Here is a 13,529-nt window from a genome sequence, read left to right on the forward strand (position 1 = left end):
AGTCAAAGGGGGAAATCCGGCTTGATTCTGCCCGTCGCGCGGGGCATCACCACCTCATGCTGATTTACAAGATTTTCCGGGCCGACGAATGGGCCGTTTTGCAGGATCAGGGTGCCTCGGACGGCGCGCCGATTGATGTATCCGACGGTTATGTCCATTTCTCGACCGCCGAACAGGCCGCAGAGACCGCAGCCAAGCATTTCGCCGGGGTCGAGGGGCTGACCCTGCTGGCCTGCGACGCTGAGGCGATGGGCGAGGACCTGAAATGGGAGGTGTCGCGCGGCGGCGCCCTGTTCCCGCATCTCTACCGTCAGATTCGCATGACGGATATCGTGTGGTCACGCCCCCTGCCCTTTGACGGGCAAGTGCACCAGTTCCCGGCAGAGATGGCATGACCGCGTACATCGACCCCGACCGCGCCCAGTTCGAGGCGTTCAAGGCGTTGGACCGCGATCACCCGATCGAGATGCTGAATCTGGTGAAGTTCCGTGACAAGGCCGCCTATCCCGCCGGGCACGAGCTGGCAGAGGCCGGGCTGACCGGCGCGCAGGCCTATCGCAACTATGGTGCCGAGACCGCCCCGATCATCGCGCGGCTGGGCGCGTCGATCCTGTGGCGCGGCGCATATCAGACCACGCTGATCGGCCCGCAGGATGAGGCATGGGACGAGGTGTTCATCGCCCGCTATCCAACGGCACACGCGTTCCTGGAGATGGTGACCGACCCGGTTTACCAGACAGCCGTCATACATCGGCAGGCGGCGGTTGAAACCTCACGCCTGATCCGCTGCGCACCCACCCAAAGCGGAGAGGCTTTCGGATGAAACTGACCGAGAAACTGGGGCTTGCCGTCCTGCACAAGATGGACCCCGAAGCTGCTCATGGCATGTCGATCAAGGCATTGAAGGCCGGGCTGGCCCCGATGCCGGGTCCGGTGACCTCGTCCCGGTTGAAAACCCGGGTGGCTGGTTTGGACCTGCCCAACCCGGTCGGTTTGGCCGCAGGCTTCGACAAGAACGGAGAGGTTCTGACGCCTCTGTCCCGCACCGGTTTCGGCTTTATCGAAGTCGGCGCCGTCACTCCGCGCCCGCAGCCCGGCAATCCAAAACCCCGCCTGTTCCGCCTGTCCGAGGACAAGGCCGCCATCAACCGCTTTGGCTTCAACAACGAAGGCATGGAGGTGATGGCAAACCGTCTGGCCGATCGCCCCAAAGAAGCGGTGATCGGTCTGAACCTCGGCGCGAACAAGGACAGTGACGACCGCCCCGGCGATTTTGCCAAAGTGCTGGCCCATTGCGCCGCACATTTGGATTTCGGCACGGTCAATGTCTCGTCCCCCAACACCGAGAAGCTGCGGGATCTGCAGGGCAAGGCCGCGCTTGGCGCGCTGCTGGGTGGTGTCATTGAGACGCGCAACACGCTGCCGCGTCCGATCCCGATTTTCCTGAAGATCGCGCCTGACCTGACCGAGGCGGAATTGCAGGACATCGCCGAGGTTACCTCGGAAACCGGTGTGGATGCGGTGATCGCTACCAACACCACCCTGTCCCGTGACAGGTTGAACAGCGCCCATAAGGGCGAGACTGGCGGGCTGTCCGGTGCCCCGCTGTTCGAGAAATCGACGCGGGTTCTGGCTCGGCTTAGCAACCTGACCGAGGGGAAAATTCCCTTGATCGGCGTGGGCGGCATCAGCAATGCGGAACAGGCCTATGCCAAGATTTGCGCCGGAGCGTCCGCCGTGCAGTTTTACACGGCTCTGGTTTATGGCGGGATATCTCTGGCCGCTGAGATTGCACAGGGCTTGGATGAACTACTGGCACGGGACGGGTTCAACTCTGTCGCGCAAGCCGTTGGAAGCAAACGAGAGGACTGGCTGTGATCGCATATTGGCATAACCCGCGCTGTTCGAAATCCCGCGCCGGGCTGGCGCTGCTGGAAGAGAACGGCGCGCAGGTCGAAGTGCGCAAATACCTTGAGGATGCGCCCTCGGCGAATGAGATTCGTGCGGTGCTGGATCGGCTGGGTATCGATGCCATCGATATGATGCGGACCGGAGAAAAGCGATTCAAGGAACTGGGCCTGACAAAGGACACGTCCGCGGATGACCTGATCACTGCCATGGCCGAAAACCCGATCCTGATCGAGCGACCTTTGGCCATTGCCGGTGACAAGGCCGCCATCGGACGTCCGCCCGAGAACCTGCTGACGCTGCTTTAAGCCACCTGCGCCTCAAGCCGGGGATAGCGCCAGCCCAGCGTGATACCGCGCGCGATGTTCAGAACCATCAGCGCGGCCCACAGCCCGTGATTGCCCAGCGTCGGTACAAGAATGAACAGCGCGACGATATAGATCGCGACCGACTGGATCATCGCGTTGCGCATGGCGCGGGTCCATGTGGCCCCGATGTAGATGCCGTCGAACATCCAACTTGCCACCCCGATCGCAGGGGCCAGAGCAGCCCAGATCAGATAATCCCGCGCGGCCAGCCGCACCTCGGGCGAGGTGGTCATCAGGTCGATCAGGGCCGGTCCGGCCAGATAGAACACAGCGCCCAGCGCAAACGCTCCGCCCACACCCCATTGCGAGGCCATGATCGACGCGCGACGCACCTGATACCGGTCGCGCGCACCCGCGGCGCTGCCGACCAGGGCCTCGGCAGAGAAAGCAAAACCATCCAGCGCAAAGGCGGTGATTTCAAGGAATTGCAGCAGCACCTGATTGGCTGCAAGGTTCACATCGCCCAGATCTGAGCCAACGAACAGAAACGTGGTAAACGCCCCGGTCAGCAGGACCGAACGGATCATGATATCCGTGTTCACCTGCACCATCCGCCGCAGCCGGGCCGCATCGAATATCCGAGGCCAGTCACGCCACTGGTTGCCCTGAAACGCATCGCGGCACAGCCATAAGCCCAGCGCCAACCCGGTCCATTCGGCGATCAGCGTGGCAATGGCGACACCTTCGACGCCCCAGCCAAGCCCCAGCACAAACCACAGGTCCAGCAGGATATTCAGCCCGTTCATCCAGACCTGTAACAGGAACACGCCGCGTGTCCGCTCGACCGCGATCAGCCAGCCGGTCACCGCATAAAGAGCAATCGTAGCCGGTGCGCCCCAGATGCGGATTTGCAGGTAATCCCGCGTCAGCGACTCGACCTCGGGGCTGGCGGGCGACAGGGCGAACGCGCCCCAGAACACCCAGATCTGCGTCAGGATAAAGAACAGCCCCGCCGCGCCGCCCAACAACAGCCCGCGCATCAGCAAGGCGCCGGTCTCGGCGGTATCCCCAGCCCCGCGCGCCTGCGCAGCCAGCCCCGTCGTCCCCATGCGCAAAAAGCCGAATATCCAATAGATCGTCGCCAGAATAACCGCGCCCATGCCCACGGCACCGATGGGCGCCGCCTGCCCCATCTGGCCAACCACCCCGGTATCGACAGCCCCCAGAATGGGTACCGTCGCATTGGACAGTACGATCGGCACCGCGATCTTCAGCACCCGTTTATGGGTGAGAGGTGCCGAAGCAGTCTGCACGATAAGTTACCCCGCTTTGGGTTTGGACTGCGGCATCAGGAAATGCCCGGTCGCCTGCGCAATCGGACGCGCGTGATTGTCCTGCCAAGCCTCGACCCGGACCGAGGCATAACGCCTGCCGGACCGGCTGACAAAAGCCCGCGCATACGCATCGCGCGGCAGGCCCGAGCGCAGGTAGTCCACGGTGAAATCGACGGTCTTGGGAAAGCGCACCGAGTCGGCCTTGAACAGCTCTTCCGCTTCGATCTCACCGCTTTCGATCATGGGAAAGAAATACTCCCAACTCAGTGTGATGACGGCGGTGACCTCAAGGAATGCCGCGGTGACCCCACCGTGTAAGGCAGGCAGCAAGGGGTTTCCAATCAGCTTGTCATCGAAATTAAGCACTCCGGTCAGTTCGTCGCCGCGCCGGTCAAACGTGATATTCAGGAACCGGATATACGGCACCCCTTCGACAATTGCGTTCAGGGCCGCGTCGCGGCGTTGCTTGACCACCTGCATAGGTTCGGGACGGGGACGCGCCATCACAGACCCTCCACCGTAAAGGAACCCGCGGCGGTTGCTACGGGAAGGTCCTGATTCTCGTCCATCGCCGTGGCCCGGACGAAGGCGACATTGCGGGTGATGTGATAGCAGGTGGCATGAGCGGTGATGGTCTGCCCCGGTGTTGCGGCGCGCATGTAGTCGATCCTTAAATCAATCGTGGCAGTCCCTCCGGGCGCCGAGGGGTGGCACATGACGGCCGCTCCGCAGCAGGTGTCCAATGCGGCAAACACGGCACCACCGTGGATGACGCCGGTTCGGGGGTCTCCGATCAGCTCGGCGTTGTACGGCATCGAAATCGCGGCCTCTCCATCGCTGATTGTGGTCAGCTTCAGCCCCAGCGCCTTGGCGTGCGGGATCGCCTCGATGAACCGGCGCGCAATTTCTACTTTATCGACCATGTCGTGGTGTCCCCCTCGATTTCTTTCTTTATGAGCCTGTGCCTTGCAAAAGAGCAAGACCGCCTGTTGCGCTTGCCGTGACGACGGCCTAGTTTGCAGCCTAGGAGGCCGAGAATGACCGACAACCGTTTGTCATTAAACGAGATGTGCGAAGAGTTCGACGTAACCAAGCGCACCTTGCGTTACTATGAGTATATCGAGCTGCTTCAGCCGGAACGCGAAGGCCGCAGCCGGTATTATGGCCCCCGTGAATGCGCACGGATGAAGCTGATCATGCGCGGACGCCTGTTTGGATTCTCGCTGGAAGAGATTCGCCAATGGCTGCTGATCTACGAAGATCAGGGCAATCAGGCCCAGATGGCCGAGTTCATAAAACTGGCTGACCGACAGATGCCGGAACTGCAGAAGCAGCGACAGCAACTAGATGAGGCGATGGACGAGCTCCAGCGTCTGCGCGACCAGACCGCCAAGTCGCTGGGCTGAACCCACCCACTTTTTCTGACGACTAACGCCCAGCATTGCGGCCCCTGGGCCGTCCGGTTGTGTTTTCTCACCAGATACCCGGCGCCTTCGGCTGAAATTCCGTTACGTCAATTCCCAAAACCCGCACATCAGGCACCTTGACGCGAAAGGATGCTACGTCAACTTTCAATGTGACGTAGCGTTTGCATTACGTGAACGTCATCTACGTGTTGTAACGTGCGCATCGACTGCGCACCTGACTTTGATAGACGCCAGTGACGAGAGTGCTGAAACCATGACCGAAGACCTGATGACCATCCGTGAAATGTGCGAGACCTACGAGGTCACGCCGCGCACCTTGCGTTTTTACGAGGCAAAGGAACTTTTGTTTCCGATCCGCGAGGGCCAGAAACGCCTGTTCACCAAACGCGACCGGGCGCGCCTGAAACTGATCCTGCGCGGCAAGCGTTTCGGCTTCAGCCTGGAGGAAATCCGGCAATTGCTGGACCTGTACCATGTGGGTGACCAACAAAAGACCCAGATGGTCCGAACGATTGAAATCGCACGCGAACGTCTATCCGACATGGAAGCCCGCCGTGAGGAGCTGACGCAAGCCATTGACGATCTGAAAGAGCAGCTGCGCTGGGGCGAAAAAGTCATCGCCTCTATCAACAACGAGAAAAAGGCCGTCGGTTAACCCCTGCGGCTCAATCCCCGGACATCTGAATTTAAGGGAGCTTCAAATGCCCGTCTACAACGCGCCAACCAAAGACACTCAGTTCATTCTGCACGATGTGCTGAAAGTCTCGGAATCCGATATTCCAGGCTATAGCGAACTGGAGGCCGAATTTACCGGCGCGGTTCTGGAAGAAGCCGGCAAGGTTGCCACCAACGTTCTGCATCCGCTGAACGTGGTCGGCGACAGCGAAGGATGCCGGTTGGAAAACGGCATCGTCTACACCCCTACCGGGTTCAAGGACGCCTTCGAGCAGATGAAGGAAGGCGGCTGGACTGGCCTCGACATGCCGGAAGAGTATGGCGGTCAGAACATGCCCTATGTGATCGGTACTGCGGTGGGCGAGATGTTCTCGGGCGCGAACCAGGCGTTTGTGATGTATCAGGGCCTGACCCACGGCGCCGCCTCGGCCATTCTGGCGCATGGCACGGAAGAGCAGAAAAACACCTATCTGCCGAATATGGTCAGCTGCGAATGGACCGGCACCATGAACCTGACCGAGCCGCATTGCGGCACCGATCTGGGCCTGATGCGCACCAAGGCGGAACCGCAGGGCGACGGCAGCTATAAGATTACCGGCCAGAAGATTTTCATCTCGTCCGGTGACCACGACATGGCCGACAACATCATCCACCTGGTGCTGGCGAAAATCCCCGGCGGACCGGAAGGCATCAAGGGTGTCTCGCTGTTCATCGTGCCGAAGTTCATCGTCAACGAAGACGGCTCGCTGGGCGAACGCAACGGTGTCTCGGTCGGCAAGATCGAGGAAAAGATGGGCATCCACGGTAACTCGACCTGCGTCATGAACTATGACGAGGCGACCGGCTGGCTGCTGGGCGAGGAACACAAAGGCATGCGCGCCATGTTCACAATGATGAACGAAGCGCGTCTTGGTGTGGGGATGCAGGGCCTGTCGCAGGCCGAGGCCGCGTTCCAGAACGCCTTGGAATATGCCAAGGACCGGCTGCAGGGCCGCGACGTGACCGGAGTGAAGAACCCCGATGGCCCGGCCGATCCGCTCATCGTGCACCCGGATATCCGCCGCAACCTGATGGACCAGAAAAGCTTCACCGAAGGCGCGCGCGCGTTCATCCTGTGGGGCGCGACCATGATCGACAAGGCGCACCGCTCGGGCGACAAGGACGCGGACGGGCTGATCTCGCTGCTGACTCCGGTTATAAAAGGCTTCCTGACCGATCAGGGCTATGACATGACCGTTCAGGCACAGCAGGTCTATGGCGGCCATGGCTACATCGAGGAATGGGGCATGTCGCAATACACCCGCGACGCCCGTATTGCGATGATCTACGAAGGCGCAAACGGCGTGCAGGCGCTGGACCTTGTCGGCCGCAAATTGGCGCAGGATGGCGGCAAGCACGTCATGGCCTTCTTCGACATGGTCAAAACCTTCTGCAAGGAAAACGGCGGCAAGGACGAAGCCTATGACAAGGCCTTCATCGAACCGCTGAAGGCCGCGTCCAAGGATTTGCAGGCCGCTGGCATGTATTTCATGCAAGAGGGCATGAAGAACCCGAACAACGCACTGTCCGGTTCATATGACTTCATGCACATGTTCGGCCATGTCTGCCTCGGCCTCATGTGGGCACAGATGGCCAAGGCCGCGCAAGACGCGCTGGACGGCGGAGCCTCGGACAAAGAGTTCTACGAGACCAAGATCAACACCGGCCGTTTCTACATGGCCCGCCGCCTGCCCGCCACTGCGTTGCACCTGTCGCGCATCCAAACCGGCGCCGACACGGTAATGGCGCTGGAGGCTGCAAACTTCTGATCACTTTCCGGTTCCGGGGCCCCACCCCGGAGCCGGTTCTCGGAGGAGACCCAATGCCAAAACGCTTTCGCCTGACCCGCCGCTTTCCGGTCGCCATGACCGAGGACGGCTATCGCAAACTCAGGGCTTTTGCTCGGGAAGCCGGTCTGGACGAAGGCGAGGCGCTCTCTTTCCTGTTCGAAAACTTCAACAGCGTCATAAACGAGGAGAACCTGACCCACCGCCTACGGACCTTCAATTCTGAGCTTGAGGCGCGCAAAAGATGACAACTGGCAACAAAAGATCATGTGACTGCGCCAAATCGCAATGCCGGAAGCCTCCGGCGGGAGTATTTTCGAAAAGATGAAAATGTGATGCGTCCCTGCCACCGGGCGCACTCGCCATCAGGACAGGGACGACTTCACCTTTTGCGGTCATCGGCTCTCCAGCCTGTACCGCACAACCATTGAAAAGGAACATGGTTGATAAAGGGTTACCGTCCGAGCTTCATCTTTTCAAAAATACTCAATTCCAACGTATCCACGCGCGCCACGGGAGGGGCGATCGCATGACCATCAAACTTCACTGTTTCGGAGAGAGCGGGAACTCGTACAAAGCCGCGCTGGCGTTAGAGATGTCCGGGCTGGATTGGGAGCCCGTCTTTGTGGATTTCTTCAGTGGTGAAACGCGAACGCCCGAATACCGGGCCGGGGTCAATGAGATGGGCGAAGCACCGGTCATGATCGACGGTGAATTCCGCACGACACAATCCGGTGCAATCCAAGCCTATGTGACCGAGAAATCGGGTAAGTTCGGCGGCAAGGACCGCGATGAGAATTACGAGATTTTTCGCTGGGTGCTGTGGGACAATCACAAGCTCAGTTCGATGGCCGGAATGACGCGGTTTCTGATGAACTTCCTGCCCGAGCAACACCGTAATGCGGACGTCATCGGTTTCAACCAAGGCCGCCTCAAAGCTGCTTATGAAACCCTGAACAGCCACCTTGAGGGCCGCGACTGGATCGTCGGCGACGGCGTGACCAACGCCGATCTCAGCTGCTGCGGCTACCTCTATTACCCGGAACCATTCGGCTTTGACCGCGCCGACTGGCCCCATATCGACGCCTGGCTGACGCGCCTCAGCGAACAGCCCGGCTGGAAACACCCATATGACCTGATGCCCGGCAAACCGTCGGATCGAGCTTAAGGAGAAGACCCATGACCGAAGCTTACATTTATGACGCCCTGCGCACCCCGCGCGGCAAGGGCCGTAAGGATGGCAGCCTGCACGAGGTGACCTCGGTGCGCCTGTCCGCCCTGACCCTGAACGCGATGAAAGAGCGTAACAATCTGGAAGGTCACGCCGTTGAGGATGTGATCTGGGGCAACGTCACACAGGTGATGGAGCAAGGCGGCTGTCTGGCGCGCTCGGCGGTTCTGGCCTCCGACCTCGACCAGTCGATTCCCGGTCTGGCAATCAACCGCTTCTGTGCATCCGGCATGGAAGCCGTGAACCTGGCGGCGAACCAGGTCAAGGGCGGCGCTGGCGAAGCCTATATCGCAGGCGGTGTCGAAATGATGGGCCGTGTGGCCATGGGCAGCGACGGTGCCGCGATTGCTGTCGATCCCACGCTGGCGATGGACACCTATTTTGTACCGCAGGGCATCTCGGCCGATATCATCGCCACCGAGTATGGGTTCAGCCGTGACGACGCGGATGCGCTGGCGGTGGAATCGCAAAAACGCGCCGCAGCGGCTTGGGAAGACAACCGGTTCGAGAAATCGGTCATCACCATCAAGGATCAGAACGGCCTGACCATTCTGGACCGCGACGAGTACATGCGCCCCGGCACTGACATGCAGTCGCTGGGCGCTCTGAACCCGTCCTTCCAGATGATGGGTGAGCAGATGCCGGGCTTCGACAAGGTGGCGATGCTGAAATACCCGCATCTTGAGCGGATCAACCATATCCACCATGCGGGCAACAGTTCTGGCATCGTGGATGGGGCTGCGGCCGTGCTGATCGGGAACAAGGAATTTGGCGAGAAATACGGCCTGAAACCGCGCGCCCGCATCAAGGCGACCGCGAAGATCGGTACCGACCCGACCATCATGCTGACCGGCCCGGTTCCGGTGACCGAGAAGATTCTGGCGGACAACGGCATGAAGATCGGTGATCTGGACCTGTTCGAGGTGAACGAAGCCTTTGCCTCGGTGGTGCTGCGGTTCCAGCAGGCGTTCGATGTTGATCCTGCACTGGTCAACGTCAACGGCGGCTCGATTGCGATGGGGCACCCGCTGGGCGCGACCGGTGCGATGATCATCGGCACGCTGCTGGATGAGCTTGAGCGTCAGGACAAGGAAACTGGGCTCGCAACCCTCTGCATTGCGTCCGGCATGGGTGCGGCAACGATTATTGAGCGTGTGTAATGCCCAAGATTGATCTTTCCAAAATCCCGTTTCGGAACGGGTCCGGCTATCCCGGCAAACTGGCGCGCGCAGGTGACGACCGTTATGTGCAGCCCTTGGGCGACGCTAACGGCCTGACCCAGTTCGGGGTCAACATCGTGCGGCTGGAGCCAAACGGCCTGTCCTCGCTGCGCCACTATCACATGGAGCAGGACGAGTTTGCCATCATGCTCAGCGGTGAATGCACCCTGATCGACGATGATGGCGAGCATCAGATGCTGCCTGGCGATTGCGCCGCATGGCCGGCCGGTGAGGCCAACGGCCATCACCTTGTGAACAGAACCGATGCGCCCGCGACATTCCTTGTGGTGGGCACACGGACCCCGACCGAGACCGGCTATTACAGCGACATAGACATGATGGTGAAGATGGACCCAGATGGCTTCGCCTTTACCCGCAAAGATGGCAGCCCGCTGACGGCTGACCAGATTGGAGATGACAATGACTGATTTCACTCTGAGCAAAGACGCGGACGGCGTCGCCTTTGTTACTTGGGATGCCCAGGGCAAATCCATGAACGTCCTGACCCGCGAGGCCTTTCAGGAGGTCAGCCAACTGATCGACCATGCCCTGAACGATGACGAGATCAAAGGCATCGTCATTACCTCGGGCAAAGAAGGCTCATTCGCTGGCGGTATGGACCTGAACACGCTGGCCACAATCCGTCAGGAAGCAGGTGATGAACCGGCGCAGGCGCTGTTTGATTTTGTCATGGGCGGCCACCACATCCTGCGCAAGATGGAATTGGCGGGCATGGACCCCAAGACCAAGAAGGGCGGCAAGCCGATTGCCTGTGCCATCAACGGCACCTGCGCCGGGATCGGCACCGAGATCGCTCTGGCCTGCCATCACCGCGTCATGACCTCGAACCCCAAAGCCAAGATCGGCCTGCCGGAAATCCTGCTGGGCATCTTCCCCGGCGGCGGCGGCACCATGCGTTTCAGCCGCATGGTTGGCGCGATGGCTGCGGCCCCCGTCCTGCTGGAAGGCAAGATGATGGACCCGAAGAAAGCCAAGGGCGCGCAGTTGATTGACGCTGTGTCGGACGATCCAGTTGCGGCGGCGAAAGAGTGGGTTCTGAAAGCCAAAGACGCTGATCTGGTCAAACCTTGGGACGCCAAGGGCTACAAGATGCCCGGCGGTGCGCCCTATCACCCTGCCGGTTTCATGACCTTCGTCGGCGCCAATGCGATGGTGAACGGCAAGACCCAAGGCGCCTTCCCGGCGGCCAAGGCTCTGCTGAGCTCGATCTACGAAGGGGCGCTGGTCGACTTTGACACCGCTTTGAAAATCGAAGCGCGCTGGTTCACCAATGTCCTTATGAACCCGTCCTCGTCGGCGATGATCCGGTCGCTGTTCCTGAACAAGGAAGCGCTGGAGAAAGGCGCGGTGCGTCCCAAGGATGTGCCCGATCAGCGGGTCAAGAAAGTCGGCGTTCTGGGCGCGGGCATGATGGGGGCCGGTATTGCTCTGGTCTCAGCCCAAGCCGGGATGGAGGTTGTTCTGATCGACCGCGATCAGGAAGCCGCCGACAAGGGCAAGGCCTATAGCGAAAGCTATATGGACAAGGGTATCAAGCGCGGCAAAGCCACGGCTGAGAAGAAAGACGCGCTGCTGGCCCGCATCACCGCCACCCCTGATCTGGAGCACCTGAAAGGCTGCGATCTGATCATCGAGGCGGTGTTCGAAGACCCCGGCGTCAAGGCCGAGATGACCAAGAAGGTCGAGGCGATCATCCCCGAGGATTGCATCTTTGCCTCGAACACTTCGACCCTGCCGATCACCGATCTGGCCAAAGCCTCGGCTCGGCCCGAACAGTTCATCGGCATCCACTTCTTCTCACCGGTCGAAAAGATGTTCCTGGTCGAGATCATCAAGGGTAAGGAAACCGGTGATCGCGCGGTGGCCAAAGCGCTGGATTACGTCCGGCAGATCAGGAAAACGCCGATCGTGGTCAACGACGCGCGCTTCTTCTACGCCAACCGTTGCATCATTCCCTACATCAACGAAGGTGTTCGGATGATCGCCGAGGGCGTGAACCCTGTGCTGATCGACAACGCCGCGCGCCAGTTGGGCTTCCCGGTGGGGCCGATCCAGCTGACCGACGAGACCTCGATCGATCTGGGTGCCAAGATTGCCCGCGCGACCAAGGCGGCGATGGGCGACGCCTACCCGGAAAGCCCGTCGGACGATCTGATCTTCTGGATGGAGGAACAGGGCCGTCTGGGCCGCAAGGCCAACGCGGGCTTCTTCGACTATGACGACAAGGGCAAGCGCACCGAATACTGGAAAGGCCTGCAGGAGAAATATCCGCACGCCAAAGACCAGCCGGACCTGATCGAAGTGCAGGAACGCCTGATGTTCGCGCAGGTACTGGAAGCGGTCCGTGCGCTGGAAGAAGGCGTTCTGGAAGACATCCGCGAGGGCGATGTCGGCGCGATCCTTGGCTGGGGCTTTGCGCCTTGGTCGGGTGGCCCGCTCAGCTGGCTAGACATCATCGGCACGCCCTACGCGGCCGAGCGGTGTGACCAGCTGACCGAGGCCTACGGTGAGCGCTTTGCCTGCCCGCCGCTGCTGCGCGAGATGGCCGAAAAGGGCCAGAGCTTCTATGGCCGCTTCGCCCCCGAAGCCAAGGCTGCCTAAATAAAAACGCTGGCGCATGCCCCCCATGCGCCAGCGTCACCTTGTAGGTTCAGATAGTCCCCCCTTCAGATCATCATCGCAGGCCGACCCGGCCGTCCGGGCCGACGCGCACCCCTGACCGGCCTCACCGGAACAATCGGATGATCAAAGACCGGCGCAGGCAGCGAACCCAGGGAATTGGCCAGAACGCCAATATCGCCGCGCCTTGCCGTCAGGTAAATCAAATCAGCAGCGGCCTCACCCACGACAACCTCATACGCAGCCTCACCCGAGAGGCTGCCTGATCCAAAGCGGCCCGCAGGGCAAAAGGCCCGAAATCCGCCTTCAACATAGATCACCTCGTCTTGGTCGAAGAACAGGGTGCTGATGTCAAAATAAGAGGCAGGCACATCCGAGGTGATCCGGAACAAGCCTGTCAGCAATCTGGCCGAAACAATCGGCAGGTTGACGGGCAGAGCGATCGGATCATGACCCAGCTTGGTGTTGTCTAATGCGACGCCCTGCTCGGGCATCAGCCACACCGGACGGCCGTTATAGGCCGCTTGTGCCGGTACCCGGATCGGCATGTTCTCGGCGTTGGTTTCATCGGGCGGCACCGTTATGCAATCTGTCGCAACACGGCTTACTGGCCTGAAACCATTGTCCAAAGTACGAACGAGGTCACCGGCCTGCAGATCTTCGACCAGTTTCCACCCACCTTTTGTTGCAACTTTGGTCCCATGTACCAGCCCACCCCGACGCGCGTTCAGCGCAGCCTGTGGCTTGGCGTTCCCCTGGTATTCAGACCTTTCGGCAAAATCTATGACACTCTCAATCTTCAACAAGAACCCACCCACCTATTACACACAAAAAACTAAGGTTAATGAGTATCACAGGATTTGGCGGCGCGACTTATTTTTGACATATTATGGCCCAATTTAGACCATTTCAGGCCCGCCAATCCCGCAAAATATGAACAACAATTCAAGTGTTAGCGGC

Annotated in this window: 16 protein-coding genes; 12 read left to right on the forward strand and 4 right to left on the reverse strand. The window is 60.2% G+C overall.

Annotated features, from left to right (window positions below; genetic code table 11):
* Positions 1 to 56 precede the first annotated feature (56 nt).
* From ACR0NT_RS07245 to arsC, 4 genes are read left to right on the forward strand one after another with little or no spacing between them, the layout of a single operon-like run.
* Positions 57 to 395 (forward strand): DUF952 domain-containing protein, encoded by a 339-nt coding sequence (locus tag ACR0NT_RS07245; protein ID WP_170443048.1) that lies wholly within the window; start codon positions 57 to 59, stop codon positions 393 to 395.
* Positions 392 to 823 carry a DUF1330 domain-containing protein gene (locus ACR0NT_RS07250; protein ID WP_170672112.1) on the forward strand — a complete coding sequence of 144 codons (432 nt, stop codon included), beginning with the start codon at positions 392 to 394 and terminating at the stop codon, positions 821 to 823. Before ACR0NT_RS07245 ends, ACR0NT_RS07250 begins: the two co-directional genes overlap by 4 nt.
* Positions 820 to 1,878: a quinone-dependent dihydroorotate dehydrogenase gene (locus tag ACR0NT_RS07255; RefSeq protein WP_170672113.1), complete on the forward strand. Its 1,059-nt coding sequence runs from the start codon at positions 820 to 822 to the stop codon at positions 1,876 to 1,878. The genes ACR0NT_RS07250 and ACR0NT_RS07255 overlap by 4 nt, the downstream gene beginning before the upstream one ends.
* Positions 1,875 to 2,216, forward strand: a complete 342-nt coding sequence (gene arsC, locus ACR0NT_RS07260; RefSeq protein ID WP_170443042.1) for an arsenate reductase (glutaredoxin) — start codon at positions 1,875 to 1,877, stop codon at positions 2,214 to 2,216. The genes ACR0NT_RS07255 and arsC overlap by 4 nt, the downstream gene beginning before the upstream one ends.
* On the opposite strand, the gene ACR0NT_RS07265 is transcribed toward arsC, so the two are convergent.
* Genes ACR0NT_RS07265 through ACR0NT_RS07275 form a run of 3 tightly spaced genes read right to left on the reverse strand, consistent with a single transcriptional unit; the run spans position 2,213 to position 4,473 of the window.
* On the reverse strand, positions 2,213 to 3,529 hold the full coding sequence (locus ACR0NT_RS07265; protein ID WP_170672114.1) for an MATE family efflux transporter: 1,317 nt from the start codon (positions 3,527 to 3,529) through the stop codon (positions 2,213 to 2,215). The genes arsC and ACR0NT_RS07265 overlap by 4 nt on opposite strands.
* Positions 3,530 to 3,535: 6 nt before the next feature.
* A complete protein-coding gene (locus ACR0NT_RS07270) occupies positions 3,536 to 4,054 on the reverse strand; it encodes a PaaI family thioesterase (protein ID WP_170443038.1) in 519 nt (172 codons plus the stop codon).
* Positions 4,054 to 4,473, reverse strand: a complete 420-nt coding sequence (locus ACR0NT_RS07275) for a PaaI family thioesterase (RefSeq protein WP_170443036.1) — start codon at positions 4,471 to 4,473, stop codon at positions 4,054 to 4,056. The genes ACR0NT_RS07270 and ACR0NT_RS07275 overlap by 1 nt, the downstream gene beginning before the upstream one ends.
* Before the next feature lie 114 nt (positions 4,474 to 4,587).
* On the opposite strand from ACR0NT_RS07275, the gene ACR0NT_RS07280 reads away from it, so the two are divergent.
* The 8 genes from ACR0NT_RS07280 (at position 4,588) to ACR0NT_RS07315 (ending at position 12,551) form a co-directional block, all read left to right on the forward strand.
* Positions 4,588 to 4,956, forward strand: a complete 369-nt coding sequence (locus ACR0NT_RS07280; protein WP_170443034.1) for a MerR family transcriptional regulator — start codon at positions 4,588 to 4,590, stop codon at positions 4,954 to 4,956.
* 274 nt (positions 4,957 to 5,230) lie between these two features.
* Positions 5,231 to 5,632 (forward strand): MerR family transcriptional regulator, encoded by a 402-nt coding sequence (locus ACR0NT_RS07285; protein ID WP_170443032.1) that lies wholly within the window; start codon positions 5,231 to 5,233, stop codon positions 5,630 to 5,632.
* A gap of 46 nt (positions 5,633 to 5,678) precedes the next feature.
* Positions 5,679 to 7,460: an acyl-CoA dehydrogenase C-terminal domain-containing protein gene (locus ACR0NT_RS07290; protein ID WP_170672116.1), complete on the forward strand. Its 1,782-nt coding sequence runs from the start codon at positions 5,679 to 5,681 to the stop codon at positions 7,458 to 7,460.
* A gap of 53 nt (positions 7,461 to 7,513) precedes the next feature.
* Positions 7,514 to 7,726, forward strand: a complete 213-nt coding sequence (locus ACR0NT_RS07295) for a hypothetical protein (protein ID WP_170443028.1) — start codon at positions 7,514 to 7,516, stop codon at positions 7,724 to 7,726.
* 281 nt (positions 7,727 to 8,007) lie between these two features.
* Positions 8,008 to 8,646: a glutathione S-transferase gene (locus tag ACR0NT_RS07300; protein ID WP_170443026.1), complete on the forward strand. Its 639-nt coding sequence runs from the start codon at positions 8,008 to 8,010 to the stop codon at positions 8,644 to 8,646.
* Between the two features lie 11 nt (positions 8,647 to 8,657).
* Positions 8,658 to 9,869 carry an acetyl-CoA C-acetyltransferase gene (locus ACR0NT_RS07305; RefSeq protein WP_170443024.1) on the forward strand — a complete coding sequence of 404 codons (1,212 nt, stop codon included), beginning with the start codon at positions 8,658 to 8,660 and terminating at the stop codon, positions 9,867 to 9,869.
* Positions 9,869 to 10,357: a cupin domain-containing protein gene (locus ACR0NT_RS07310; RefSeq protein ID WP_170672118.1), complete on the forward strand. Its 489-nt coding sequence runs from the start codon at positions 9,869 to 9,871 to the stop codon at positions 10,355 to 10,357. Before ACR0NT_RS07305 ends, ACR0NT_RS07310 begins: the two co-directional genes overlap by 1 nt.
* Complete coding sequence (locus ACR0NT_RS07315; RefSeq protein ID WP_170672120.1) at positions 10,350 to 12,551, forward strand: 3-hydroxyacyl-CoA dehydrogenase NAD-binding domain-containing protein; 2,202 nt, start codon at positions 10,350 to 10,352, stop codon at positions 12,549 to 12,551. The genes ACR0NT_RS07310 and ACR0NT_RS07315 overlap by 8 nt, the downstream gene beginning before the upstream one ends.
* A gap of 65 nt (positions 12,552 to 12,616) precedes the next feature.
* On the opposite strand, the gene ACR0NT_RS07320 is transcribed toward ACR0NT_RS07315, so the two are convergent.
* Positions 12,617 to 13,375 (reverse strand): Hint domain-containing protein, encoded by a 759-nt coding sequence (locus ACR0NT_RS07320; RefSeq protein ID WP_480442822.1) that lies wholly within the window; start codon positions 13,373 to 13,375, stop codon positions 12,617 to 12,619.
* Positions 13,376 to 13,529 lie beyond the last annotated feature (154 nt).

This window comes from Ruegeria sp. AB10 (assembly GCF_056542745.1).